Here is a 24,413-nt window from a genome sequence, read left to right on the forward strand (position 1 = left end):
ACAGGATGACTTGTGATGAGAAAAGAACGATCCGTGAAGATGATCTTAGCACTTTTATGCATCATTATACTCGCAGTTGTGCTAAGCTATGCACTTCTTCCCTACATTAATGCTTTTCTTGGGGCATTCATCCTTTACGTGATCTTCAAACCGGCATACTGCCTGCTTACAGAGCGATTGAAGCTCAGAAAGGACATATCTGCGATCTCAGTGATGGTCCTCTCAGTGATACTAGTATTGTTACCCATGTACTTCCTCTTTGTGTCTATTGTAGGGGAGCTGGAAGGCGTTATTGCCGGAATTGTGAACAATATTAGCTATGTTGATATCACAGAGAACATTAAGTACCTGAACGAAGTTGCACCTGACCTGAACATCGAGGAAAAAGTAGTTGGAATTGTATCAACTGCAGGCACATACATTAGCAGGTACCTGTTATCAGCATTGCAGAATATAAGCGGACAGATCATTTCCCTGACAATAATGTTCTTTTTGCTATACTACCTGTTCACAACCACGAACACGGGTTTTGAGACAAAGCTTAAGGATTTCGTCCCATTCAACAACAGGAACACAGATAAGCTCCTGAACGAGCTCAAGAATGTCATACAATCAACCCTTATTGCCACGCTGTTGATTGCAATCCTTCAGGGACTACTGCTTGGACTGACATTCTATGCAGTAGGTATACAGGGAGCAACATTGTGGGGTGCAGTAACTGCGATCCTTTCATTCCTGCCCGTTGTAGGTGCACCTCTTGTATGGATACCTGCCGCTATCATACAGATCGTATTGAAGAACTACGTTGCAGGTGTTGCGATCCTTGTAGTAGGCATCATAATCAGTAACATCGACAATGTGCTCAGGCCTTATATCCAGAAAAAAGTAGGGGCCATCCATCCATTTGTATCACTGCTCGGAATATTTGTGGGTATCTACCTCTTTGGTATCGTAGGTATCGTTGTTGGACCCCTGATGATCTCAACGTTCCTTCTGGTACTGAAGATGTTCAACGAGGAGTACCTTCAGGAGTAAATACTGGCAGAAAACAACATTCTGTGGTCCGGGACCAGGAAGGATTGCAACAGCAATCAAACAGCGATCAAGATACAAATGGAGCTGGAGATAGAACTGAAACCTTCATTTCCTTATTCCAAGGGCGATCTTTGCCTTTTTGATCCTGCCAACTATTACCTGTTTGATAACATAGGAAACAGGGGTCCTTCGACCTCCGGCAGTTACCTTTCCTTCACGTATGGCCTTGAGTACGGCCTCAGCATTCCTTTCTGAAGCGTCCACTTCTGTATAGGAACAGCCCACCATCTTTGCCTCATGTGAATCACTGCCACCCACCTGAGGGATACCAAGTTCCTGAGTTACTTTTTTTGCTTTGCTGTTGGCACCACCGGTCACACACCGTGAGTTCAGAACCTCCACAGCATCAGCATCAAGGCCTTCAACATAACCAATGCCATGGGAAGTTATCTTGAAAGGATGAGGTATTATCACAACAGCACCGAGATCCCTGGCTCGTTCGATCGTTCTCTCAGGCGTCATTCCGGGATCTATGTCCCCGTCCGGATCAAGCACAAGGATATGACCTTTGGAAGATGTGACCTCCACACCCGGGATCACTATGATATCTGATCCGATCTCCTTTGCCCTTCTGGCACAGGCAAGACCTCCCGCACGTGTATCATGGTCACATATAGCAACACCATCCAGGCCATTCTTCTTTGCAAGCTCAAGAATAGAATCCAGATCAGCATTGCTATCTTTTGAAAAGCAGGAATGGACATGGAGATCAATACGCATATAGACAATGCTGCGCTTTCCGGTTATAAACTTTTTGAAGAAAGCTATGCATAAATGGATAAAAAAAGAAAAAACAGGAGGATAAATAACAAAAACGAACGGGGGTGAATCAAGTCGATTACATAGGGGATTTGTGGTGTAGTACTTAGGGGATGTATGAAGAAAACCCGTTCGCAAATATACAAACGTTTCCAAGATATATAAACGTTTCGTGTGGGTACGAACGAATATTAAGAATTAAGAAATATTATTCGGAAGATATCGGAGATGGGTTGCATAATTGAATAAAAATGTGGGAAAACAAAATGGAAGGAGAGAGAAGGAAAGAAAGAGGGAGGGGAAAATGAAGAAAAAGCGAACGGGATGAATCAAGTCGAACATATAGAGGATTTATGGTTTAGCACTTAAGAGGATTTATTAAGGAAAACCCGTTCGCAAATATACAAACGATCCGAACATATATAAACGTTTCGTGATAGTACGAACTAATGCTGGAAGCTATTTTATATTATTCTGAAGAGATCTCAAATGGTCTTACTTTTTGAATGATCTCATTCCGTGCCTCAATCTCCATAATAATAGAGACTCCGTATTCAATAGAATGAACTATTCCTTCATCATAAAGCCATGAGACCATAGACATACCCTCTTCGGACATCGGAACGGAGATTAGGGAATGCTCCCATTTTGGTAACTTATGATATACAAGCTCCTTAAGTTCATCAAGGCCCTGTTCCGATGACGCGGATATCATTACAGGATGAGGAGCAAGGTAGCTGATAGCATCCAGCTTATCCTGAAGTTCCTCATCGGAAATCAGATCGGTCTTGTTAAGAGCAGTGACTATTGCAGCACCCTCGGTCCTCTTCCAGAATATATCATGACTTACTGCCAGTTTTTTCCTGATGACTTCCACAGGATCACTCATATCCACAACAAGCAGGATGATATCAGCAAGGAATATCTCATCAAGAGTTGACCTGAACGCATCCACCATCCAGTGTGGAAGATCCTCGATAAAACCCACAGTATCTGTCAGGAGCACCTTTCGCTGGTTGATCGTAAGGGAACGCGTTGTAGGGGAGAGAGTTGTAAAGAGCATATCCTCCACTATTGTCCCTTCTTTCACAAGAGACTGGAATAGAGTGCTTTTCCCTGCATTAGTATAACCTGCCAGCGCTACCAGTGAAAAACCCCTTTCATGCCTGAAGCTGCGGAGGGATTCACTTCCCTTACAGGAATTCACGAGTTCGGTCCTTATCCTCACGATCCTTTTCCTGATATCCTGCTCGTAGGAATCCTCATAACCTCCCAGACCCATAAAACCAGGTTTCTCTTCCTTCTTGAGAAGAGAAACAATCGTTTTGGCCCTTGGAAGCTCATATTGCAATTTTGCAAGCTCAACCTGCAGTTTTGCACGTCTTGTTGTGGCCCGTGAAGCAAATATCTCAAGGATGAGCTGGAACCGGTCCATCACTTCACATTTACAGGTCTCAGAGATATTGTAGATCTGAGTCGTTGACAACTGGTTGTTGAAGATCACTTTCTCAGCTTCCAGAGCTTCCACAAACTCTGCAAGCTCATCCACTTTTCCGCGGCCTATCTGGTATTTCCTGTCAGGATAGCGGGACTGCACCATAGACCCCACAACCACGTAATCTGCCGCATGTGCCAGTTCTTTGAGCTCAGCCAGCTTCCGCTCATTCTCACCTTCATCGGCGTTAGGATCATTTCGCTGGACAACAATGACCTTTTTCATGTTACAACCCCGGACTCAATCAATACCCAATTCCTTCATAAGAAGATTCCTCGAACTCAGTGATACGTGGTGGGCAAATTCTATCGCCAGCCTTTCACTCAGGGATTCCTGATACTTGAACTCACGTGAGAACATGTTCTTTGAAAGCCATTCCGGCTGATTGTACAAGTCACCATGCTCAACCACGATGGTTCCCGGATATTTTATCTCTGCAACTGTTGTCTCGATGATGCTGACGACATCAGCGATATCTGGTGCTGAGGATACCAGGAACGTTTTGATAGCGATCTGGGAAACTGATTCGATATGAGTTGCAGACACATCGACTGCAACAGCAGCACAGACCATATAGTACCCCTGTCCTATCCTGTGTCGTCCTGAGATATCAACGGCTATTATTGGAAACATTCTATTACTCGCATAATTAGTTTTATTAGTTCAAATATCGCTTCCTGTTCATCAAATGGTTCATTTCATCATGTTCCGGATATAATCAGTGTCCTTTAGTATTTTAAAGCTTACAAAACCACCTACAATGAGATTCATGTAAAGTGTGAAGACGCGCCATGCAACAACAACTATACCAACCATGTAGGCCGGAACGAAAACCGAGAACAAGGACGTTGCACCAAGCTCTGCAACACCACTTGAACCCGGAGTGACAGGAATAACCAGCAGTATCATGAGCAGCACCTGTGCAGCAAAGGAAATCATGACAGAAGGAGGCTGGTTCAGTCCCAGAAGGATCACTGGTACCATGGCAAACTCGACCGCCCAGAAGAGGATGGTATATATGCTTCCGAATAGCAGTCCGTTACGCCCCTTTGTGACGAAGAATGACATGCTGTAGTGAAAATCCTCAATGACCAGGTCCATTTTTCCCATGATCCTGTTAAGACGGAGGTCATTTCCTTTACCAAGGAAAACAGCGACCCTGTGAAACAGGAACTTAAGCGTTTTCCTTGTGTGATGGGGATGCCATACTGCATATAGAACCATCATGAACACACCTATCAGAGCTAGCTCCCCGGCCATTATCAACATATCCAGTCCGGAAGTTGATATGAGCCTGCGGAACAGATGCAGGGAAACCGGAGCTGCCATCATTATAAGGATACCGTCAAGCAGTCGTTCCCCAAGTACAACTGCAGTGGCATTTCCCACAGGAACATCGTCCTGGTTGAGCAGATGGATCCTCAGCGGTTCTCCGCCTATCGAGGAAGGAGTGACGGAAGCGAGGAAAGTACTTGATGTAACGATCTCTATGGCCCTGAAAAAGCCAACCCTGAATCCGAGTGACCCGCACATCGATCGTGTACGCAGGCCCCAGAACACATAGGAGCTAAGGTGTAGAACAACAGCGGCCAGCAGGAACTCTGGCCTGATATTGTTGATGAGCTCCAGTGTCTGAGGGTCTACCGTATAGAACATTACAAGAACAATGGAAATGGCACTTATGAAAAGCGAAATTGAAACCCATTTCCTTAGATCGTTCACATATATCATTCCTATAGATAGCAAGATGTTCAGTTGAAGTTATGCTGCACAATATATTCGTAGTCACATATAATTGATTTGTTTTGATATTCATTGACCACAAGCATAGCCAAAGGATATAATCCATATGAAACATTTTTAATATGAATTTGCTTAAAAATGCAAAAGAGATCGGGAACGAAATTGGACCTTAAGGAGAACGGAAGGTACAAAAATGCTATCAAACATCAGGAACTCTGTTTTTTTCAAAGAATTCTTCAGAAAGACCATACATTTTGTATCTTTATTCATTGTTCTTATATACCATTATTTTGGGAAAAGTTTTACACTTGACCTTTTGGTGTTTTTCCTTTGCTGCTTCCTGACAGTAGAGTACTTCCGGGTGGAAAAGGGGATGAAGATACCCATCTTCTGGAAACTTTACCGTTCAAAGGAAAAGGACAGACTGAGTGGAAATATACATTTTCTGATAGGAAGCATAATTGCCATAAGCATCTTCTCAGAAGAGATCGCATCTGCTGCAATACTGATGACGACCTTTGGTGATAGCGCAGCAGCTTTGATAGGGATAAGCTATGGAAGGAACTGGATCAAAGGACTGCCGGACAGGGCATGGGAAGGGGTCATATCCGAATTCATCGTAAACCTTGCCATTGGCTATTTCTTCCTCGCGAACTGGATCATAGCTTTCCCTATGGCTTTGGTGGCAACGATCGTTGAGACACTTACATACAGGTTGGACGACAATCTGATGATACCATTATTTTCAGGTCTGGCAGGATATCTTGTGTTGATAGTTTATTCTTCGTTATGAAGGGGTACCCTGTGCCACGGATCGAAAAGAATAACTTTATTTACCAGGTCAGGGTCAAGTAGGCTTTGTAGAAATATAAGAACGTAACAGGGAAAGGATATCACAATGAGAATAATGCTCTTCGTATGCGGCGAAGGACTGGGACATACAAGCCGCTGTATACCGCTTGCACAAGAGATGCAGTCGGCAGGACATGACGTGCTTATTGGTGCCTACGGATATTCCAGGGAACTGATTGACAGGAAAGGACTGAATACCATTGAGATCCCTCCCGAGATCCAGCTTGTGGGCAATGCAGGAAGCCTTGACCTAAAGGCCTCTGTTCTTGCCACCGTCAGAAGCGGAGAGCTGCTTGGTATCCTTAAGATCAACAGGCAACTGAAAAAGTTCGACCCCCATGTAGTGGTATCAGACAGCCACTACACCGCCACGATGGCTGCAATGTTCAGGAAGAAGCCTGTTTACCTGATGATGAACCAGTCGAACATGGAGGAATTCTTCTACAACAGAGGAGCCTTCATGAAAGCCATTGGAAAAGGGATCAAAAGGTTCTACAATCTGATATTCAGAAAGGTGGACGGCATCATCATACCGGACTATCCGATGCCGGATACGATCTGCCGTATGAACATTGAGCTGGAAGAAGAACTGGAAGACTCTGTGTTCTACAGTGGCCCTCTTGTAGGAAAGAAGTACGATGAAGTTACCGGAGCAGACCTACCCAGACCCCATGTGCTTTCCACAGTAGGTGGATTCGGATATCGTGAGCCGATATTCAGGAAGGTCATAGAAACTGCAAGACTGGACAAAACCATCAGTTATACACTCCTGTCAGGCCCAAGTGTCGATCCAGATGATTTTACCGACCTGCCTGAGAATGTGACCATACTAAGGTTCATTGAAGACCAGTTCCCATTCATCAAAAGTTCCGACCTCGTTATTGCACCCGGAGGCCACAGCACGATGATGGAGGCACTTTCTTTTGGCATCCCCATGCTCTCTTTCCCGGACATCGATCATAACGAGCAGCAGAACAACGCTACAGCTCTCGAAGAGGATGGATGCGGAAAAAAGCTGGACTATTCCATATCTCCTGAACAGCTCCTTGAGCACATCCATGAGGTCATAAACGAGGGAAAGCTACTGGAGAAGAGCAAAGAGCTGCACGAACTGTCCGATGCGCTTGACGGGCCTTCTTCCATCACGAAAATGCTGGAATCAATGTACATGCATTGATCTTCAGAAAAACTCGGTATTACAAAAGCTATTTCACTTCCGGAACCATAACTAGAAAAGCGTTTAGATAAATCTAAAACAGTACTAATTCCAGTTGGTGCACTAATGATAATTCCCGAACCGATCGAAAACGAAGTTAAGCTGCTCGGAGGAGCTGAAGGAATCGCACTGAGGATCGCAGATGATGATAGCATCGCCAGGCAAAGCAGCATACACCACGCATTATCCTCACCAATACGCCTGAAGATCCTAAACCTGGTACTGGTGCAGCCCCTGTGTGTCTGCCTTATCAAAGAGATAACAGGCATACCCGATTCAAAACTATCCTACCATCTTTCGATCCTTGTGGATAGCGGGCTTATACAGAGGGAAAAGAGTGGAAACTGGATCATATACCATCCAACAGAAGAGGGTATGAAGTACAAAGTAGAAGTTTAAGAGATCAAATTACCGGTGGTCTTCTAATCTACTCAACCGCAGGTTAGTTCGAGATGCTCGTTTTTTCCATAACCTGTTCCCATTGTTAGAAATACAATCTATACTGCCCCTTTCATGAAGATCTTCGAGTATTTCTGTCAGATTCGATTCATTAATGGATATAGTATAGCGGGAATCAAACTCGTTACAGATCTCCGTAGTGGATAAAGTATCTTGACCAATTATATTCTCGGTAAATCCTGCAAGATCTTCGTAAGCAGCCCAGGGGTAGATTATCCAGCGCCATTTAACAACTTTCCGGGCATAAAAGTCCGGCACGAAATCGGAACATATTTTGTGCTGCAAGACAGCTGTTTTGATATCTGCCGGATTAAGGGATTCAAGATAGTCCACAGCAACACTTAGTGTCTTGCCAGTGTCGGTAACATCGTCTACGACAAGGATGTTTTTATCATGGATATCAACTGAGAGCGGGAACTTTAGCGTTGCCATTTCCTGTATGTCTGCAGCTCCTTTGTAGTGCTCGATCTTTATTGTTGTAAGGTTATCGAAAAGCAGAAAATCACATACCAGCCTCGCAGGTACATAACCGCCCCTGCCGATAGCAACTATTATGTCAGGCAGATCACCTGAGTCCTTTATCTTTCTGGCAAGTGCCTTAGCGAGGTTATACGATTCACCAAAACTCATCATATCGCATCTAAAAGATGTACGATCAGCTGGAGAATGTCCTCTCACATCTCCCATAATACAAAGTTGTTCCCTATTCTGTAAAAATGTTACGAATATTGAAATCCTGAAAGACCTTAATATTTATTGCTTCAAACTCTAATTCTTATTTATGAAAACTAATACAATCCTTTTTACTGTTGCACTCGTACTGATAACTATCCTTAGTGCCGGATGTACGGGCACCGATAACGCAAATCCTCAGAACCAATCGGAAACAATTCCGGCAGACACACTGTCTTCAACTTCCAGTTCCACCGTATCTCCCGGAGAACTCGTGGCATTCGTAGAGATAGCTTATGAATATGCGCACGTCCATGGAAAGGAAGCTACTCTCAGGGAATTCAATAACCAGAACGGCCAGTTCGTCGAAGGCGAACTCTATATCTTTGCTTACGATACTGAGGGCAACACACTGGCCCTTCCCTTCCAGCCTGAGATCATCGGTACCAACCGGTGGAATATCACGAATGCGAACGGCACCGCATTTATCCAGGACATGGCAGCCACTGCGCAGTCCAACGGAGGCTTCGTAAGATATCTCTATGTAGACCCTGCAGACAACTTCACGGTCAAACAAAAACTCAGCTACGTGATGATGGTAGACAATGAGTGGTTCATCGGAGCCGGCATCTACGATCCGCAAGAGGATTCACCTGTTGTGAAAATGGGAACTGATCCACAGGTAAGAGAAGAACTGGAATCTTTTGTAGGAGAAGCGATTGAGTATGCAAATACAAACGGAAAGGATGCTGCGATCGCGGAGTTCAATGACCAGAACGGCACGTTTATACGAGACAATCTCTACATTTATGCCTTCGATTATAATGGAACGACACTTGCAATGCCTTACCAGCCTAAATTAATTGGAACCGACCTATCCGGGCTTCAGGACTCTTATGGAGTAAATTATACCAGGGTAGAGATCTTCCTGGCGCAACATGGCGGAGGTTTCATTTTCTACCATTACTACAACCCCGCCCACAATATGACAATTGAACCCAAGATGAGCTACGTGCAGAAGGTCGATGATACCTGGTGGCTCGGTGCAGGAGTCTATTTGAACTAATAACAAAGACGATGCATCTAGATACCATTCGATTCTTAATGCATCCACCCCTCTTTTTCAAGTAAAATTCCGTCAAGATAAAGAAAGGATTAATACAAGGAAATAGATCAATTCTATAACAAAACTTAGAGATTGCAAAGAAACAGCAGATAACTTCTCTCAAAAGATAACATCTGCACAAAATAACTAAATTAGAGATAATTAGATGGGCCTAACCGGATTTGAACCGGTGATCACTCGGTTATGAGCCGAGCGCTCTAACCAGACTAAGCTATAGGCCCTCAAAAAAGAGTAAGTAGAATACGCCGCCAACAGGGCTCGAACCTGTGACATTCTGGTTAACAGCCAGACACTCTACCAACTGAGTTATAGCGGCACTTGATTGCGCTTCAACGCACGATTCCTCCCTATGCAGTTCTGGAATTTAAACCTTTTGTTCGGAACGACAAAAGGGCTGCCAACAAGCGGGAAAATCAGCAATTTTTCAGTACTTATTAGCATATTACCACCTAAAAGTGCCCTTCAAAGACCGCCGTATTCACCAAATATGTTGATAGACTCCCCACAATTGCGGCACTTGTGCTCCGGAGTAATATTATACTCGCTCACATCAAAGAGTCCGCGCCCTATCAGCAACTCTCCGCAGGAAGGACAATATGTGCTTTCATACCTGTGCCCGAACACATTGCCGAGATAGACGTACTTTAGTCCCACTTCTGTTGCGATCTCATGAGCAGCCTCAAGGGTTTCCACCGGGGTTGGCGGCAGGTCCTTCATCTTGTAATGCGGCTGGAACCGGGTGAAGTGTATAGGAGTATCGGCGCCGAGATTCTCATAGACCCATGTGGCCAGCTGTCGAAGCTCATCCTCAGAATCGTTCATTGTGGGGATTATGAGATTCACGACCTCCACGTGCATCCCCAACTCCTTTGCCAGTTTTGCAGACTCCAGGACCGGTGCAAGCCTGGCACTGGCGACCTTCCTGTAGAAATCCTCTGTGAAAGCCTTGATGTCCACCCTGAAGGCATCAAGATATGGTGAGATGTGTCTCAAAGCTTCCGGAGTGATGAAACCGTTGGTAACATATACAGTATCCAGTCCTGCCTCCTTTGCAAGCTTTGCAGAATCATAGGTGTATTCATACCAGATGGTAGGTTCGTTATAGGTCCAGGCAATTGACCTGCAGCCTGTCGCAAGAGCCCTGGATACCGCTTCCTCAGGAGTGATCTCCACGGACAGGGCCTCGTCCAGCTTTACCTGTGATATCGTCCAGTTCTGGCAATGCTTACACCTGAAATTACATCCGATCGTACCCAGGGAGTATGCTTTCGATCCCGGATTGAAATGGAACAGCGGTTTCTTCTCGATCGGATCCACTGCCTCACTGGAAACGGTGTTGTAGATCAGTGAATAAAGCGTACCATCACGATTCTCCCTTACCCCACATATACCTGTCTTACCCTGAGATATCTTACACCTGTGGTTGCACAGGTTGCATTGAACTTTCCCCTCATCCAGCTTTTCATAGAACATCGCTTCTTTGAGCATTAGCATTCCCCAAGACAACATTATCCCGGATACTTAAAAAGCCTTCTTTAAAATGAAGATGATTTGAAACGATCTAAAATTGAAGGGATAACAGGTAGATGTAGATAAGAAAATTCAAAGATAGGGAAGCAGGAGTAATAGAAAAAACAAACCAAAAAAGAAAAGCACACCCCTCCATAGAGAAGGGGAAAGGAAACGAATTATCAGTAGTTCCTTGTGACCATGTAATCCGCTACAGCGAGCAGGATCTCCTTTGCTTCAGAGTCCTCAAGGATATCAAGCATCTTCTTACCTTTTTCAAGGGAAGATGCGGAAAGTTCCTGTGCGTAGCCGATAGAACCGGACTTCTCAAGAATGGCAACTGCCTCGTCGATCTGCTCCGATGTGGCAGCCTCGCCTTTACCGAAGATCTCAAGCTCAACGCCATGGTTGAGAGCATGGATAGCTATGAGGGTCCTCTTGCCTTCCACCAGGTCGCTTCCACGAACCTTGCCGAGGATCTCCTCAGGAGTCACCATATCGATAACGTCATCCTGTATCTGGAAGCTGATACCCACAAGGCGGCCAAACTCATAAAGTGCATCTGCAACCTCATCGGAAGCTCCGCCAAGCAGAGCACCGACCTTTGCGGCTGCACCATAGAGCACAGATGTCTTCTTCTCGACCATCTCAAGATACTCTTCCTCTGAAACAGCATCACGGGTCTCGAACTCGACATCCATCCACTGGCCCTCGCATATCTCGGTACATGTCCTTGAAAGAAGAGCTACACACTTCAGGATCCTTTCAGGGTCCTTTTCCATTGATGAGATGATCTCAAAGGCCTTGGAATAGAGAGTATCTCCTGCAAGGATAGCACCTGCACTGCCCCATTTTACATGAACCGCAGGCATTCCGCGCCTGATATCGTCATTGTCCATTATGTCATCATGCACAAGGGTGAAATTGTGGACCAGTTCCAGTGCCACTGCTGCCGGAACAACTGACATGGGGTCGCCGCCAACAGCCTCAGTTGCGAGCATAAGGACGGCAGGACGGAGACGCTTTCCACCTGCATCCGGCAAGTATCTTGATGCCTTGTAAAGCTCTTCAGGATGCTCGATGGGGAGCATTTCCTCTATACCCTTATCGACATGCACACTTCGTTTTTTTATTTCATCCATAAGATCCATACTAACCACGACCATGTTATAATTCAAGTGATCATTCTTCAATATATAATTCTTCACCATTTCTCAGCAGGTGCACGGTATCACCAAGGATGTAGCCTGCATCTTCTGCCATCTCAATGTATGCACTATGCATTTCGATAGTACCATGTGCAGGGATGACATGCTCAGGATTAATCATCCTCAGAAGTTCCCAGTGGTCCTCACGGTATGCATGTCCTGAAACGTGGACATTGTCATAGATACGTCCGCCCTTCATCCTTATCTTGGTCTCCAGAGCATAGCGGTTTGCCTGTGTCATCGGACTCGGGATAACGTTCGCAGAGAAGATAATACGGTCACCGGACTCGATCTCATATGGTGTGTCACCATTCGCGATCCTTGAAAGGATAGCACCCGGCTCACCCTGATGACCTGTTACTATCGGGAGGTATTTCTCCTTACCTTCATTCATGATCTTCTTGAAGGCCCTGTCAATATCCTTCCTCTTCCCGTACACCTCTACGTTGTCAGGGAAGTCGATATATCCCATTTCCTTTGCAGTTACAACATACTTGTCCATGGAACGTCCCATGAGCACAGGGATACGTCCCATCTCGCCTGCGAACTGGATGATAGAGTTGATACGGGCTATGTGAGAAGCAAAGGTAGTCACAATCATACCCACATCGGATTCCTCTGTACCAAGAAGTACATCACGGAGCATATCGTGAGCGATCCTCTCGGAAGGTGTCTTACCGGCACGTCCTGCGTTGGTGCTCTCCACCATCATACAGATAACGCCTTCCTGTCCAAGTTCCCTGAGCCTCTCAAAGTCCGGCTGCTCACCCAGTGTGGGCATGCGGTCGAGCTTGAAATCACAGGCATAAAGGATGGCACCTGCAGGTGTGTGGACTGCAACGAACACAGCATCGATGATACTGTGCTGGACACGTATAAGCTCAATGGACACTTCATCATTGACCTGGTAGATACCACCTGCTTCAACAGGGATGATCCTGTTCTTTACACCGAACTTACGCTCGGAGTCGATCTGCTGCTTAACAAGGGCAGCAGTGTATGGTGTACCAATGATCGGGGCGGTGTACCTGTGTGCAAGCTTTGAGATCGCACCGATGTGGTCAAGGTGACCGTGTGTACAAACGATAGCAACAACATTGCCATTGACCTGCTTCATGATCGTATCATCAGGGATTGCACCCATTTCGATCAGTTCGAGGGAATGCATCTTATCAATTTCCACATCCTCATGGATCTGGACCCTATCCAGCCTCAGACCCATATCTACGATAATGATGTCCTCGTCAACTCTTATAGCAGTCATGTTGCGGCCCATTTCATTATATCCGCCTACTGCTATTATTCCAATATCTGTCATATTTTCCTCCAATAACTTCTGGTTATTTTATATACAAATGATTCCTTTGGTCCCTTGACCAAAAAATGAATGTGATCTGTGATGTATTTACGACCGACCATTTACATGTCCGGCCTCATTTTACTAAACCCGGGATCCCAGCTCAGTCCTGAACTCAGATCTCTTTTACGTCAAACCCACGCTGTGTGATGTATTCCTTCGTCCAGCCTGTGACCACTGCCTTTGACTCTGTACGCAGCTCGTTCACATTCCCGCATCCGCAAAGGAACATTGCGACCCTCAGTTCATTGAGCATGGCTGAGAGACTCTCCACAACTGCATCCTTACCTACCAGAGCAGGTGCAACAAAAGGAAGCGCTGCGCTTGCAGCATATGCTCCCAGAGAAAGGGATTTTGCAATATCAAGACCTGTCCTGACACCGCCTGTGGATATCACAGGAAGGTAGTTCCTGCATTCAAGCACACTGGAAACTGTGGGGATACCAAAATCCCAGTACAGGTTACCGAGGTCCTCAAAGACCTTATCACCACTTTCCCTTGCACGATAGACCTCTACGCCGGACCAGCTTGTTCCGCCAACTCCGCCAACATCTATTGCACTGACGCCTGCCTCTTTGAGCATCTGTGCGTCCTCTTTGGAGATACCTGCACCGGTCTCCTTTGCAATGATAGGCACCTTCAGTGAGCAAACCTCTTCTATGGCTTCAAGAACACCTGTTGCATCCCTGTCACCTTCGGGCTGTATAGCCTCCTGAAGGAAATTCAGATGGACTGCCATTGCATCCGCATCCAGCATTTCCACAAGCCTTTCGATGGCTTCAATATCATATTCCCTGAGCTGGGCCGCCCCGATGTTCCCGTAGACAAATGCATTCGGAGCAACATCGCGTACAACACTGAATGAATCTTCCTGCTCAGGGTCCTCTATGGCAGCCCTCTGGCTACCCACGCCAATGCCTACACCCATCTCTTCAGCAGCTTCCGCAAGTGCTGCGTTCACCGGTTTGGTATCCGGATGACCGCCGGTAATCGATGCTATCAGGAAAGGTGCCTTGAGCTTCCTTCCGAGGAACTCGGTTGAAAGATCGATCGCGTCCATATTTATCTGAGGCAGTGCTCTGTGTACGAGCATCACATCGTCAAATCCTGATGTGACATCCTTTGACTCTACCGGACGCTGCGCACAATGCTCAAGATGCTCTATCTTCCTTCTGGACGTACTCAAATTTATCAAACCTGTAAATGTAATTAAGAATCCCTTATTGCTGTTCCGATATTCTCACCATTCAGAAAACCCGAAACATTACCTGCAACTGTTGCATTGAATATATATGAGGTTATACTTGATGCTTTTCCAAGTTCCAGCATCTCAAGCACCTTACCAAGCATACCGCCTGTAACATCCGTGCCTGCTGAACCACCAATATATCCCTTTACTTCTTCGAAGTTATCCGAAGTTATCACAGGAATAGTGTTGCCCTCATCATCAAGAACACCATTTGCAGCACTTCCAACGCCAATACGGGAAGCACCAAGTGATGTTGCAAGGTAAGGGATGACCTGGTCGCCTGACACGATGGATACTCCTTTTTCACTATCCATTACCACATCGCCATGCAATACAGGGATTAGACCCTTTTCAAGCATCAAACGGATGCTTCCAAGATACATCTCCGAGATCCTGCCGCCCTTTGCAACAGTACATCCCATCGGATGAACAGCTATGGCATTGACACCCTCATCGTTCAGGATGTCCACGACGATCCTGTTCAGGGATTTCACTGCCTTGTGGGTGACGACCGCACCCTCTGCATGGAACCTTTCCGTAAGTGCATATCTTTTTGCCTGTGGGTGTCCGTATGAACCGGCACCATGCACAATGATAAGTTTTCCTTCAAAACCTGAGATCTCACGTGCAATGCGTATGATCTCTTCTTCCCAGGCAAGACCGTCTTCCGAATTTTTGTCGGTAATGACGCTCCCACCTATCTTCAATATCGTAATATCTTCTGTTAAGCTCATCGGGATTCCTCCCTTACGCCTATATCCGTTGCTTCGGTCACAACAACATCCCCGCCTGCAGAAGCAATTGCATCAGCAACATCACCCACACGTTCCCGAGGGGCTATCGCAACCATACAACCGCCACCTCCGGCACCGGTTATCTTTGCGCCATAAGCACCATTGTTACGGGCAGCATATGTAAATGAACTTAGTTCAGAGCATCCAACACCGATAGCATCCAGAAGGCCCTGATTAATGTTCATCAGCTTGCCTACGGAAACATAGTCCTTTGAATTCACGGATCCTTCACCTACAAGTGACATCTTCCCGATGGATGACAGTACCGGACCGATTACATCAGGAAAGCTCTCATTGAGCTCTGCGACATTTGACACAAGCTCTTTTGTGGAAGAGAAGATGTTAGTATTACCGATAACGATCCCGCAGTCAATCAGTTCAAGTTTCTTACGCTGGGGTATCATGACGACGCCACCCATGGTGCAAACGTATGTATCTGTGGGACTTGCAGCACCCTGGATCCTCTGCTCCACCTCATGCCCCATCCGGGCGATCTCGTCAAGTTCAAGACCGGTTTCAAGCAAGGCATCCAATGCCTTTATTGTAGCTATGGTAACAGCTGCGGAGGAACCGAGCCCGGAGCCGACAGGGATCTCGGACACTATCCGGATACTCACGCCTTTAAGGGATGATAATTCCCGGAAACGTTCCACAACTGCTGAAACATAAGGATGCGTCTCAAAGTCAATTCCGGTAGTTCCCAAAGAGGAACTTATGATCACTGAATCTGCAGGGGCAACACTTACACGTGTGCGTATATCTACTGCACAACAGACAGCAGGCTCACCGTAAACTACTGCATGTTCACCGAAAAGGTAAACTTTTCCCGGTGCTGAACAGGTTATCATATCAAAATGCCCCGATTACAGATAATTATTCCACAATGATGCCGGCATATCCCACTACCATAGGATCGCCTGAGACATCCCCACTATTAGCGTATTTGACCAGGTGTGTGCTCTTTGCGCCATATTCCTTTGCAGCGCTCAGCATTGCCGAGATAGGGCCGTATCCGCAGGCTGAGATGTTCTCTTCTGCCCTTCTGCGATAAAATTCCGGCACATCCATGTCAAGGATAGCATCTATCAGGTAGTGGTCCACACGGTCAGCATGCTCTGCAGAAACGTAATGTGACATATCACTTGATGCGATGAAGACAACCTTCTTTCCGGACTCTTTGGCCGCACGTGCAACCTCCTGACCAACCTCCACAGCAGTTTCCTCATCCTGCATGCCCATGCATATAGGCAGGATCTTGAAATCATTTCCGAACCTGTGCTGGAGGAAAGGTATCTGGACCTCGATGGAGTGCTCGAACCTGTGAGCGATCTCATCCATGTCGATTATCGTACCTGCGAGAAGCTTGCCGATATCACGGTCTGTTTCAATGTCTCCCAGTGGCATCTTCCATGTGTCCTGCGACATTGCCACAGGAGAACCATAACCTGTATGGTTCGGTCCGAAAAAGATGTAAGTGTCAGCTTTCGGCAGGGTTGCATAAACGCTTGCTGCAACCTTTCCGGAATAGATATATCCCGCATGGGGGACAACTGCTCCGACCACATCACGAGGCGTGATCTCAATGCCCTGAAAACACCTGGAAACCTCTTTCTTAAGGTTTTTAGGATTTAATGGATAAAACTGTCCTGCAACTGCTGGTTGTCTCATACTATTGTCACCTCTTGCACCCCCAAATGGGACATCTACTGTATGAGTAATGGTGCAACGGAGAAAAGAGAACAGGTCGTTTAAAGACCTGTCTCGAAATCACTAAGCTCGTATTTGAAAGGAATTCCCCTTTCTTTTGCAACTTCCCTTGCAAGCAACCAGTACACAAGTGACAGTGCTTTCCTACCCTTGTTGTTGGTGGGGATGACAAGGTCCACGTTTGATGTCATGTTGTTGGTATCACAAAGTGCAACAACAGGGACTCCTACACTCACAGCTTCCTTGATGACCTGTGAATCTCCGGCAGGGTCTGTAACAATAACGACATCCGGCTCAAAGAAGCCTTCCTGTACAGGGTTTGTCAGAGAACCTGGAATGAATCTTCCAACTCTTGAAACTGCGCCGATGGACTTTGAGAACATTGTTGCTGGATACTGACCGTACTGACGTGCGGATACAACAAGTATCCTTGAAGGGTCGTATTTTGAAAGGAAGTGAGCAATTGACCTGATCCTCTCGTCGGTTGACTGGATGTCAAGAACGTAAAGACCATCTGTCCTTACACGGTAGACGAACTTCATCATGTTCTGGGTCTTCTGCTGTGTACCGATGTGAACACCTGCTGCAAGGTACTCATCGATTGGTACCAATGATGTTGATTCGGTTGTTTCCTGTACTGCTGCGGCCTCTTCCGCGTTGACTTCAATATTTTCTGTAGCTTCCATATATTCACCTCAATTATTCGTAATCTCTCTTAACTGTAACCGGTATTACACCTTTTTCAAATTCCAATATAGCAATGCGTAATGAATCTGTGCTCTCGTCTTCGATAAGAACCGGAGCCTCCATTGCGATCTGAAGTGATCTCGCCCCAATGATCCTTGCACGCTCGTACCTGGTATAATTCTCCTTGCTCAACTGATCACCTTTATGAAAAGTACGTCATTAGAAAGAACAAATCGGATTTGTAGACAAGTAATATGATATTAACAAATAACCACGAAATAAAAGTAGTTATGTTGATCTGATATTCTGGTTTGTTAAATGTGAAAGTGGTTATTCGGAATCCCTCCGAATATGGTCATATATACGATCAATTGCCCCAATCAGTGATCCTTAAAGGGTATAATGGGACCGCTGAGATTTGAACTCAGGTACCGGCGTGGTTCGCACAGACTTGTAAGAAGAGCCGTGTCCCGAACGCCGAAGGATGGTCCAGGCTACCCTACGGTCCCTTCACTGATATGGAGCCATCATATCGACAAGGTTGACGTGTGCAAGGAACATACGCCTGCAGCAGTATCTTGTGAATTTCAGGTCATCAAGTACAGCAGCAGGATCTTCTCCTTCCTTTACACGCCTCTCGTACTCTTCCCAGCTTCCCGCAATTACTTTTCCACATGTGAAACAGCGAACTGGAATCATTAGTACCTACCTTACCTGTAAGATTTCTGATATTTAGCGCGAGCACCAGGTCCACCGAACTTCTTGGATTCCTTCTGCCTTGAATCGTTTACCAGAAGGTTCCTGTCGTATGCCATGAAAGCATCTCTCAGGTCGGTGTCGTTAGTCCACTCAACAATACCTCTTGCGATAGCTGTCCTGATCGCATTTGCCTGACCAATGATTCCGCCTCCGCTTACCTTAACGTCGATGTCAAGGCTGGATACAGCATCTGATGCCAGCATAAGAGGTTCAAGTATCTTGAGCTTTGCAAATTCAGGCTCGTAGATCTCAACAGGTTTCTTGTTGATCCTTGCCTTACCTGTACCTGCAGAAACTGTTGCACGTGCAATTGCAGTCTTGTTCTTACCTGATGAATTAACAACTTTAGTAGACATGAATAAATCTCCCTTAGAACTTACCGCCCAGTTTGCGGCTTACATCACCGATGGTCACATACTTGATAGAACTTAAGCGTGTCATGCTCGCATCATCGACAGTTGTAAGTTCTGCATCCTTGTAATCAGCAGGGATCCCTACATAGACCTTGAGATTGGCCATTGCGTCCCTTCCCCTTGCGCGCTTGTATGGAAGCATTCCCCTGACCGTCCTTTTAAGAATCCTGTCAGGTCTCTTTGGGAAGTAAGGTCCAAATTCACGTGTACCTATATTAATGGAATCTTTGTACTCGCCAAGAGTGGTTGCCTTTGAACCTGAGATCACAGCATTCTCGGCATTTACGATTGCGATCTCCTCGCCTGAAAGCAGTCTCTTTGCAACGTTACTTGCAAGCCTGCCCATAATTAAACCATTTGCATCGATTACTGTCATTTGAAACACCTCATTTCATGATCCTGATACCAGAACCTGCCGGGTTTTCTTCCAGAGCCTGTTCGATGGTCATGCACTTTCCACCTGCGTTTGTGATCTTGTCAACGGCAGTTGCGCTGAAACCAAGTGCTGCAACGGTCACCGCGTGGCCGAGTACACCAGCACCAAGTACCTTACCAGGCACCATTATGACTTCGTTCTCTGCCGCATACCTGTTGATCTTGCTCAGATTGACCTCAGCATAGTTCCTGCCAGGCGTTTCGAGCCTCTTTGCAACATCTCTCCATATAGGAGCCTCGTTCTCACGTGCTGAGTTCTTCAACACTGCGATCAACGATGGGATCCTTGGATTGGTTTTCCTTGAGATTTTAACCTGTGTTTTTTTACCCATAATGTCCCTCCGCAAGATTTTCTTACTCACGCATTTCTGCGTTCGAACATCTTTGAAGATAGTCCAGTCAATAATTAACTGGAGTTGCACATAATTATATTAATAGTACATAAAGATTATGCGAAAAACCGGATATGTCACAGAATGAATATTAACCGGAAATGCCGGAAACCCTTCGATAGACATCGTCAAATATCTCCCCGGCATCACAACCTATATCATGAGCCACAAGCAACGCCGCCACCTCAGCGTCCACAAGACCAGACAGGGAGTCCTGTTTAACATTAATACGGGATACAGCCTCCTTTTTACTTATTCCGCCATCCCTTACCAGAAGGTCCATGATCTTCTCAAGATTTCCCTTTTCACGAAATAGGTCAGCTGATGGCTTGAATCCCGCAGGAACATCAATTGGATCAGCATCCATATTGAGGACAAGCATACCCCCATCGATCTTCAGAAGAGAGGACATAATAGCCTGATCCCTTACCTTTGATGCCTGTGCAGGAGACATCCATTTCAGGTCAAAGGACAGCGCAAACTCAAAATCCTTTATAGAAAGAGCTGATGTGCCATTCTTCTTGAAAGGTGATATCACTACCAGACTCAGCTCATCCATCATGCACCACGCCGAAGTTCATCTATGATAGTGTCAGCCACCCTGCCGCATTCAGTACGTTCCTGACCATCTATGTGATTGATCCTCAGAGTAAGTATCTCCGACTCAAGGATAGCACGCACAAGATAAACATCACCCTTTAAAGGAACACGGTTATATTTCCCGTCGAGATAACTGTAAGTAAGGGTCACCCTGAAATCAATCATTCCTTCTGGTTCGATCGTATCGATCATGGAATCCACTGTCTCATAATTAAGGGGAGCAAAATCCAGACCATTCATTGCGATCTCAACACCGAGCTCTCTTTTCGCCTGGATACGATGCCCTTTCTTGGTAGTGGATTCGGTCACGAACATTCCGAACTTACCATCCATACCGGCCATTACCCTCACAAAATACGGCAGGTCGGAATAATAACGGTGCTTTTGCTCGAACTGGACCTCCCTGTGAGGAAATCGGTGATATATTCGCTTTCTCATCATAGTGATCGATACTCCCATTTGATCCGGAAAGATAGCACGGGACATCAAGCCCGTGCTTTGGTAACACTGAATTAGAGTGTCACAAGTGTTGCGTCGATTATGCCATCAATTCCGCGGATCTCGTCAAGGATCACCTCAGAAACCTCGGAATCGACATTCAATGCCATTATAGTCTGCCCACCAACTTCTGCACGACCCACCTGCATGCCAGAGATATTGATGTTGTTAGCACCAAGTGCCAGACAACATGGACCGATCACATTCGGACGGTTGATATGATTGGAAACTATCATGAAACCTTTCGGAACAATATCAACATGCTGGCCATCAATGGTTATGATCTTTGCCTCGTTTCCTACTACAGCACCTGTAACTGATCTGGACTTGGAGTCCTGGAACAGTCTGATACTGATAGCTGATGAATACTCATCGGAAGTCTCGGACTTGCTTTCAACAACCTCGATGTCCCTTGACTTTGCAAGAGCAGGTGCATTTACATAGTTCACGGCAGAACCTAATGCAACCTCGAGGACACCCTTAAGTGCTGCAACTGTCACAGCTCTTGTATCCTTTTCAGAGATATCACCCTTATAGGCGATCTCGATCTTATCATAATTTGTATCAAGGAGCTGTGCTGCTGCACTACCAAGGGTCTCTGCCAGACTGATGTATGGAGCCAGTACTGCCATTACCTCAGGTTTGACAGAAGGAATATTGATAGTATTGCGGGCAGAGCCTCCGTTGAGAACAGAGATGACATCTTCCGCAACTGAGACAGCAACATTGATCTGTGCCTCCTCGGTCGAAGCACCAAGGTGAGGTGTCACGATAACATTATCAAGATCGATGAATGGACACTCAAATGGTGGTTCACTGGTGAAAACATCGATTGCAGCACCTGCGATCTTACCTGTTTTAAGTGCATCGGCAAGAGCCTCTTCATTGATGATACCGCCACGGGCACAATTGATCACCCTTGCATTGCTCTTCATCATGTCGAACTGTGCAGCATCAATGATGTTGCGTGTCTCTTTTGTAAGCGGTGTGTGAACAGTTATGAAGTCTGCCCTCTTTGCAATATCGTCAACGGTGGTAAGCTCCACACCCATGGACTTTGCACGTTCCTCAGTGATGAAAGGATCATATGCAAGGATATCCATTTCCAGACCCTGTGCACGTTTTGCAACTTCAGCACCAATGCGGCCAAGACCAATGACACCAAGTGTCTTTCCGTTCACCTCGACACCCATGAAGTTCTTACGTTCCCATTTCTTTGCCTTGAGGGAAGCATTTGCCTGAGGGATGTTCCTTGCCATTGACATCATCATGGCAATTGTGTGCTCTGCTGCTGAGAGCATATTGCCTTCAGGTGCATTCACAACAATGATACCTTTTTCAGTTGCTGCATCAATGTCGACGTTGTCGACACCAACACCGGCCCTTCCAACTATCTTGAGATTGTCCGCTGCCTCAATGACCCTTTTTGTTACCTGTGTACCGCTGCGTATGACAAGAGCATCGAAATCCACGATCTTCTCTACAAGCTCATCCTCTGAAAGGCCTGTTGAGACATCTACGTCAAAATGCTCCTGAAGTTTTGAAACTCCTTCCTCTGATAATGAATCACTTACCAATACTTTCATTTTTGTATCTCCGGATATGATCAATGATCTGTGATCTTGATATGGACACTAACTGCTGTTTATGTATGTCCAATAATGATAAACTGTGTCCTTCAACTATCATAAAACACATCCTTGTAAATATAACTAACTATACTGCATAGCAGCACAACAGGAACGATCAGCGAGATCGCACCCTTTTCCGAAAATACAATCGAATGAAAAGGAATGAAGTTATTAAAGGACCTTCCGGCCCTTTATTTAATCAGTTACTTGATATACAGACCACAGCGGCATGCACCACGGGTCTCTACATCACGGCTGCGTGCAGCACACGGACAGATGATCTTCTTGTCCTTTTCCTTGTCCCCTGTCCTCTTCTGGCAGAAGCAATAATATTCACCGAATTCACGCTTGTTGTTACAGATACCCTTCACAGCAGTGACGACCACATCATAATCAGTGTTCAGATGATAGCCAGTTGTCTCTGCATTCTTCTTTGATCTCTGATAGAATTCTTCTTCAAGTTCGCCCTCAAATTTCATTTGTTTTCACATCCTATAATTCAATTAGTTGTATATTACCGGGAATATTCAAGTATTTTTCTTCAACGCAAGTTCTGCAAGTCGATTACCAAGTTCCCTGCAAGCCTTAAGATCGTATTCGTAAGGCCTGTACTTCACCTGTAACCCCGGTTCAATGATCTCAAACCTGGATTTCTCAAGGACATCCTCAACACCTTTCACAGCACCGCCGCCCCAACCATAGGAACCAAATGCAACAGCACTTTTATCCCTGGGACGAAGACCTCTGATATAGGTAAGGAAACCTGACACAGTATAGAACATAGTACCATGCATGGTAGGTGATCCGATGGCGATCACCGGGGAGAACATCAGCTCCTTTACAATCATACTCCAATCATTCTTACGCAGATGGAAAAGCTTAGCTTCAACGCCGGCTTCACGAACACCTTCGAGGATCTCCTTTGCCATTATTTCAGTACTGTTCCACATAGTATCATAAATGACCAATACTTTTGGAACAACTTCCCCATTGGCCCACTTAAGATAGGCATCGACTATACGAGACGGATCCTCCCTCCATATCACACCGTGCGACGGGGCGATCATGTCGAATCCAAGACCAAGCTCAGTGATCTTCTCTGCATATTTGAGCACCTTTGACCCGAATGGCATCAATATATTGGCATAGTAGATCGCAGCATCTTCGATAGCTCCGCCCTCAACTTCATCCTCGAACCTTACAGATGTGGCAAGGTGCTGTCCGAAAGCATCGTTGGAGAACAATATCCTGTCATCTTTCAGGTATGTCTGCATGCTGTCCGGCCAGTGAAGCATCGGAGTCTCAATGAACATCAGAGTACGAGAACCGATATCAAGCTCATACCCGGTTTCCACAACCTCAAAATCCCAGTTCCTGCAACCACCGGATTCATAATACTCATTCAATCCGACTTTGCCGTGCTTTGTACAAAAGACCATGGCATCCTTTGCAAGTTCCATGATCGCTGGCAGGCCACTTGAGTGGTCCATCTCCACATGATTGGAGATCACATAGTCGATCTTTGATGGATTTACGACCCTGCGGATCCTCTCGATCATCTCTGAAGCGAACTCTGCCTTTACAGTATCTATAAGGGTTATCTTTTCGTCAACGATAAGATAAGCATTATAGGTACCTCCCCGGGGAGTAGCATAACCATGGAAGTCACGCAGGTTCCAGTCAACAGCACCGACCCAGTAAATGCCATTTGCTATCTCAATGTTCTCATCTTTCGATTCCATAAAATATCCTCTTTA

At 45.9% G+C, this 24,413-nt stretch carries 28 protein-coding genes and 3 tRNA genes; 5 read left to right on the forward strand and 26 right to left on the reverse strand.

The annotated features are described in order from the left end of the window. The first annotated feature begins 15 nt into the window (after positions 1 to 15). A complete protein-coding gene (locus tag ACR3I3_RS00065) occupies positions 16 to 1,035 on the forward strand; it encodes an AI-2E family transporter (protein ID WP_440952561.1) in 1,020 nt (339 codons plus the stop codon). A gap of 105 nt (positions 1,036 to 1,140) precedes the next feature. Here ACR3I3_RS00065 and ACR3I3_RS00070 read toward each other — a convergent pair whose 3' ends face one another. From ACR3I3_RS00070 to ACR3I3_RS00085, 4 genes are all read right to left on the reverse strand, one after another. After that, on the reverse strand, positions 1,141 to 1,815 hold the full coding sequence (locus ACR3I3_RS00070; RefSeq protein ID WP_440952562.1) for a CehA/McbA family metallohydrolase: 675 nt from the start codon (positions 1,813 to 1,815) through the stop codon (positions 1,141 to 1,143). Positions 1,816 to 2,323: 508 nt separating this feature from the next. Beyond that, complete coding sequence (gene hflX / locus ACR3I3_RS00075; protein ID WP_440952563.1) at positions 2,324 to 3,574, reverse strand: GTPase HflX; 1,251 nt, start codon at positions 3,572 to 3,574, stop codon at positions 2,324 to 2,326. A gap of 15 nt (positions 3,575 to 3,589) precedes the next feature. After that, positions 3,590 to 3,982: a DUF2209 domain-containing protein gene (locus ACR3I3_RS00080; RefSeq protein WP_440952564.1), complete on the reverse strand. Its 393-nt coding sequence runs from the start codon at positions 3,980 to 3,982 to the stop codon at positions 3,590 to 3,592. Positions 3,983 to 4,042: 60 nt separating this feature from the next. Beyond that, complete coding sequence (locus ACR3I3_RS00085) at positions 4,043 to 5,095, reverse strand: lysylphosphatidylglycerol synthase transmembrane domain-containing protein (RefSeq protein WP_440952565.1); 1,053 nt, start codon at positions 5,093 to 5,095, stop codon at positions 4,043 to 4,045. Between the two features lie 370 nt (positions 5,096 to 5,465). Here ACR3I3_RS00085 and ACR3I3_RS00090 point away from each other — a divergent pair, with 370 nt between their 5' ends. From ACR3I3_RS00090 to ACR3I3_RS00100, 3 genes are all read left to right on the forward strand, one after another. Further along, positions 5,466 to 5,885, forward strand: a complete 420-nt coding sequence (locus ACR3I3_RS00090) for a diacylglycerol/polyprenol kinase family protein (protein WP_440952566.1) — start codon at positions 5,466 to 5,468, stop codon at positions 5,883 to 5,885. A gap of 105 nt (positions 5,886 to 5,990) precedes the next feature. Next, positions 5,991 to 7,121: a UDP-N-acetylglucosamine--N-acetylmuramyl-(pentapeptide) pyrophosphoryl-undecaprenol N-acetylglucosamine transferase gene (locus ACR3I3_RS00095; protein ID WP_440952567.1), complete on the forward strand. Its 1,131-nt coding sequence runs from the start codon at positions 5,991 to 5,993 to the stop codon at positions 7,119 to 7,121. Between the two features lie 105 nt (positions 7,122 to 7,226). After that, the gene (locus ACR3I3_RS00100; protein ID WP_440952568.1) at positions 7,227 to 7,559 is read left to right on the forward strand and encodes an ArsR/SmtB family transcription factor; all 333 of its coding nucleotides are present in this window, start codon (positions 7,227 to 7,229) and stop codon (positions 7,557 to 7,559) included. A 9-nt stretch (positions 7,560 to 7,568) separates the two neighbouring features. Here the strand turns inward: ACR3I3_RS00100 and ACR3I3_RS00105 are convergent, their stop codons facing one another. Continuing rightward, positions 7,569 to 8,306 carry a phosphoribosyltransferase gene (locus ACR3I3_RS00105; protein WP_440952569.1) on the reverse strand — a complete coding sequence of 246 codons (738 nt, stop codon included), beginning with the start codon at positions 8,304 to 8,306 and terminating at the stop codon, positions 7,569 to 7,571. Between the two features lie 94 nt (positions 8,307 to 8,400). Here ACR3I3_RS00105 and ACR3I3_RS00110 point away from each other — a divergent pair, with 94 nt between their 5' ends. After that, entirely contained in the window at positions 8,401 to 9,357 is a 957-nt protein-coding gene (locus ACR3I3_RS00110) for a cache domain-containing protein (RefSeq protein WP_440952570.1), read from the forward strand. A 206-nt stretch (positions 9,358 to 9,563) separates the two neighbouring features. Here the strand turns inward: ACR3I3_RS00110 and ACR3I3_RS00115 are convergent. The 21 genes from ACR3I3_RS00115 to ACR3I3_RS00215 form a co-directional block, all read right to left on the reverse strand. After that, a tRNA-Ile gene (locus ACR3I3_RS00115) sits at positions 9,564 to 9,638 on the reverse strand. Positions 9,639 to 9,660: 22 nt separating this feature from the next. Continuing rightward, a tRNA-Asn gene (locus ACR3I3_RS00120) sits at positions 9,661 to 9,733 on the reverse strand. A gap of 146 nt (positions 9,734 to 9,879) precedes the next feature. Beyond that, on the reverse strand, positions 9,880 to 10,905 hold the full coding sequence (gene amrS, locus ACR3I3_RS00125) for an AmmeMemoRadiSam system radical SAM enzyme (RefSeq protein ID WP_440952571.1): 1,026 nt from the start codon (positions 10,903 to 10,905) through the stop codon (positions 9,880 to 9,882). A gap of 203 nt (positions 10,906 to 11,108) precedes the next feature. Next, a complete protein-coding gene (locus ACR3I3_RS00130) occupies positions 11,109 to 12,077 on the reverse strand; it encodes a polyprenyl synthetase family protein (protein WP_440953807.1) in 969 nt (322 codons plus the stop codon). 31 nt (positions 12,078 to 12,108) lie between these two features. Then, positions 12,109 to 13,452 carry an RNase J family beta-CASP ribonuclease gene (locus ACR3I3_RS00135; RefSeq protein ID WP_440952572.1) on the reverse strand — a complete coding sequence of 448 codons (1,344 nt, stop codon included), beginning with the start codon at positions 13,450 to 13,452 and terminating at the stop codon, positions 12,109 to 12,111. A gap of 154 nt (positions 13,453 to 13,606) precedes the next feature. Next, a complete protein-coding gene (fni, locus tag ACR3I3_RS00140; protein ID WP_440952573.1) occupies positions 13,607 to 14,686 on the reverse strand; it encodes a type 2 isopentenyl-diphosphate Delta-isomerase in 1,080 nt (359 codons plus the stop codon). Between the two features lie 14 nt (positions 14,687 to 14,700). Beyond that, complete coding sequence (locus ACR3I3_RS00145; protein ID WP_440952574.1) at positions 14,701 to 15,474, reverse strand: isopentenyl phosphate kinase; 774 nt, start codon at positions 15,472 to 15,474, stop codon at positions 14,701 to 14,703. Further along, positions 15,471 to 16,382, reverse strand: a complete 912-nt coding sequence (locus tag ACR3I3_RS00150; RefSeq protein ID WP_440952575.1) for a mevalonate kinase — start codon at positions 16,380 to 16,382, stop codon at positions 15,471 to 15,473. The genes ACR3I3_RS00145 and ACR3I3_RS00150 overlap by 4 nt, the downstream gene beginning before the upstream one ends. Before the next feature lie 25 nt (positions 16,383 to 16,407). After that, positions 16,408 to 17,202, reverse strand: a complete 795-nt coding sequence (locus ACR3I3_RS00155) for an MEMO1 family protein (protein WP_440952576.1) — start codon at positions 17,200 to 17,202, stop codon at positions 16,408 to 16,410. A gap of 80 nt (positions 17,203 to 17,282) precedes the next feature. Further along, complete coding sequence (gene rpsB / locus ACR3I3_RS00160; RefSeq protein ID WP_440952577.1) at positions 17,283 to 17,927, reverse strand: 30S ribosomal protein S2; 645 nt, start codon at positions 17,925 to 17,927, stop codon at positions 17,283 to 17,285. 13 nt (positions 17,928 to 17,940) lie between these two features. Then, positions 17,941 to 18,120 (reverse strand): DNA-directed RNA polymerase subunit K, encoded by a 180-nt coding sequence (locus ACR3I3_RS00165; protein WP_440952578.1) that lies wholly within the window; start codon positions 18,118 to 18,120, stop codon positions 17,941 to 17,943. A gap of 211 nt (positions 18,121 to 18,331) precedes the next feature. Further along, a tRNA-Pro gene (locus tag ACR3I3_RS00170) sits at positions 18,332 to 18,437 on the reverse strand. 1 nt (position 18,438) lies between these two features. Then, positions 18,439 to 18,627, reverse strand: coding sequence for a DNA-directed RNA polymerase subunit N (locus ACR3I3_RS00175; RefSeq protein WP_440952579.1), 189 nt, complete (start codon positions 18,625 to 18,627; stop codon positions 18,439 to 18,441). Positions 18,628 to 18,638: 11 nt separating this feature from the next. Then, on the reverse strand, positions 18,639 to 19,043 hold the full coding sequence (locus tag ACR3I3_RS00180) for a 30S ribosomal protein S9 (protein ID WP_440952580.1): 405 nt from the start codon (positions 19,041 to 19,043) through the stop codon (positions 18,639 to 18,641). A 13-nt stretch (positions 19,044 to 19,056) separates the two neighbouring features. After that, the gene (locus tag ACR3I3_RS00185; protein WP_440952581.1) at positions 19,057 to 19,476 is read right to left on the reverse strand and encodes a 50S ribosomal protein L13; all 420 of its coding nucleotides are present in this window, start codon (positions 19,474 to 19,476) and stop codon (positions 19,057 to 19,059) included. Positions 19,477 to 19,486: 10 nt separating this feature from the next. Next, positions 19,487 to 19,867: a 50S ribosomal protein L18e gene (locus tag ACR3I3_RS00190; RefSeq protein WP_440952582.1), complete on the reverse strand. Its 381-nt coding sequence runs from the start codon at positions 19,865 to 19,867 to the stop codon at positions 19,487 to 19,489. Positions 19,868 to 20,018: 151 nt separating this feature from the next. Then, entirely contained in the window at positions 20,019 to 20,489 is a 471-nt protein-coding gene (locus ACR3I3_RS00195) for a DUF2240 family protein (protein WP_440952583.1), read from the reverse strand. Further along, positions 20,486 to 20,986, reverse strand: a complete 501-nt coding sequence (locus ACR3I3_RS00200; protein WP_440952584.1) for a hypothetical protein — start codon at positions 20,984 to 20,986, stop codon at positions 20,486 to 20,488. Before ACR3I3_RS00200 ends, ACR3I3_RS00195 begins: the two co-directional genes overlap by 4 nt. 53 nt (positions 20,987 to 21,039) lie before the next feature. Then, positions 21,040 to 22,611, reverse strand: coding sequence for a phosphoglycerate dehydrogenase (gene serA, locus ACR3I3_RS00205; protein WP_440952585.1), 1,572 nt, complete (start codon positions 22,609 to 22,611; stop codon positions 21,040 to 21,042). 248 nt (positions 22,612 to 22,859) lie between these two features. Then, positions 22,860 to 23,135 (reverse strand): ferredoxin-thioredoxin reductase catalytic domain-containing protein, encoded by a 276-nt coding sequence (locus ACR3I3_RS00210; RefSeq protein ID WP_440952586.1) that lies wholly within the window; start codon positions 23,133 to 23,135, stop codon positions 22,860 to 22,862. 48 nt (positions 23,136 to 23,183) lie between these two features. Then, the gene (locus tag ACR3I3_RS00215) at positions 23,184 to 24,398 is read right to left on the reverse strand and encodes an FprA family A-type flavoprotein (RefSeq protein ID WP_440952587.1); all 1,215 of its coding nucleotides are present in this window, start codon (positions 24,396 to 24,398) and stop codon (positions 23,184 to 23,186) included. Positions 24,399 to 24,413: the final 15 nt, after the last annotated feature.

Origin of the sequence: Methanococcoides mangrovi (assembly GCF_052057775.1) — an archaeon.
In the GTDB taxonomy this organism is placed as follows: Archaea; Halobacteriota; Methanosarcinia; order Methanosarcinales; family Methanosarcinaceae; genus Methanococcoides.

Bases quoted from the DNA above. Each gene is read 5' to 3' on its own strand.
- ACR3I3_RS00105 (WP_440952569.1), bottom strand. From the start codon at position 8,306: ATGGGAGATGTGAGAGGACATTCTCCAGCTGATCGTACATCTTTTAGA.
- ACR3I3_RS00135 (WP_440952572.1), bottom strand. From the start codon at position 13,452: ATGACAGATATTGGAATAATAGCAGTAGGCGGATATAATGAAATGGGC.
- ACR3I3_RS00210 (WP_440952586.1), bottom strand. From the start codon at position 23,135: ATGAAATTTGAGGGCGAACTTGAAGAAGAATTCTATCAGAGATCAAAG.
- ACR3I3_RS00095 (WP_440952567.1), top strand. From the start codon at position 5,991: ATGAGAATAATGCTCTTCGTATGCGGCGAAGGACTGGGACATACAAGC.
- ACR3I3_RS00180 (WP_440952580.1), bottom strand. From the start codon at position 19,043: ATGTCTACTAAAGTTGTTAATTCATCAGGTAAGAACAAGACTGCAATT.
- ACR3I3_RS00145 (WP_440952574.1), bottom strand. From the start codon at position 15,474: ATGAGCTTAACAGAAGATATTACGATATTGAAGATAGGTGGGAGCGTC.
- ACR3I3_RS00200 (WP_440952584.1), bottom strand. From the start codon at position 20,986: ATGGGAGTATCGATCACTATGATGAGAAAGCGAATATATCACCGATTT.
- ACR3I3_RS00070 (WP_440952562.1), bottom strand. From the start codon at position 1,815: ATGCGTATTGATCTCCATGTCCATTCCTGCTTTTCAAAAGATAGCAAT.
- rpsB (WP_440952577.1), bottom strand. From the start codon at position 17,927: ATGGAAGCTACAGAAAATATTGAAGTCAACGCGGAAGAGGCCGCAGCA.
- ACR3I3_RS00065 (WP_440952561.1), top strand. From the start codon at position 16: ATGAGAAAAGAACGATCCGTGAAGATGATCTTAGCACTTTTATGCATC.
- ACR3I3_RS00215 (WP_440952587.1), bottom strand. From the start codon at position 24,398: ATGGAATCGAAAGATGAGAACATTGAGATAGCAAATGGCATTTACTGG.
- ACR3I3_RS00195 (WP_440952583.1), bottom strand. From the start codon at position 20,489: ATGATGGATGAGCTGAGTCTGGTAGTGATATCACCTTTCAAGAAGAAT.
- serA (WP_440952585.1), bottom strand. From the start codon at position 22,611: ATGAAAGTATTGGTAAGTGATTCATTATCAGAGGAAGGAGTTTCAAAA.
- ACR3I3_RS00150 (WP_440952575.1), bottom strand. From the start codon at position 16,382: ATGATAACCTGTTCAGCACCGGGAAAAGTTTACCTTTTCGGTGAACAT.
- ACR3I3_RS00130 (WP_440953807.1), bottom strand. From the start codon at position 12,077: ATGGATCTTATGGATGAAATAAAAAAACGAAGTGTGCATGTCGATAAG.
- hflX (WP_440952563.1), bottom strand. From the start codon at position 3,574: ATGAAAAAGGTCATTGTTGTCCAGCGAAATGATCCTAACGCCGATGAA.
- ACR3I3_RS00190 (WP_440952582.1), bottom strand. From the start codon at position 19,867: ATGGGTAAAAAAACACAGGTTAAAATCTCAAGGAAAACCAATCCAAGG.
- ACR3I3_RS00080 (WP_440952564.1), bottom strand. From the start codon at position 3,982: ATGTTTCCAATAATAGCCGTTGATATCTCAGGACGACACAGGATAGGA.
- ACR3I3_RS00090 (WP_440952566.1), top strand. From the start codon at position 5,466: ATGAAGATACCCATCTTCTGGAAACTTTACCGTTCAAAGGAAAAGGAC.
- ACR3I3_RS00175 (WP_440952579.1), bottom strand. From the start codon at position 18,627: ATGATTCCAGTTCGCTGTTTCACATGTGGAAAAGTAATTGCGGGAAGC.
- ACR3I3_RS00100 (WP_440952568.1), top strand. From the start codon at position 7,227: ATGATAATTCCCGAACCGATCGAAAACGAAGTTAAGCTGCTCGGAGGA.
- ACR3I3_RS00155 (WP_440952576.1), bottom strand. From the start codon at position 17,202: ATGAGACAACCAGCAGTTGCAGGACAGTTTTATCCATTAAATCCTAAA.
- ACR3I3_RS00185 (WP_440952581.1), bottom strand. From the start codon at position 19,476: ATGACAGTAATCGATGCAAATGGTTTAATTATGGGCAGGCTTGCAAGT.
- ACR3I3_RS00110 (WP_440952570.1), top strand. From the start codon at position 8,401: ATGAAAACTAATACAATCCTTTTTACTGTTGCACTCGTACTGATAACT.
- amrS (WP_440952571.1), bottom strand. From the start codon at position 10,905: ATGCTCAAAGAAGCGATGTTCTATGAAAAGCTGGATGAGGGGAAAGTT.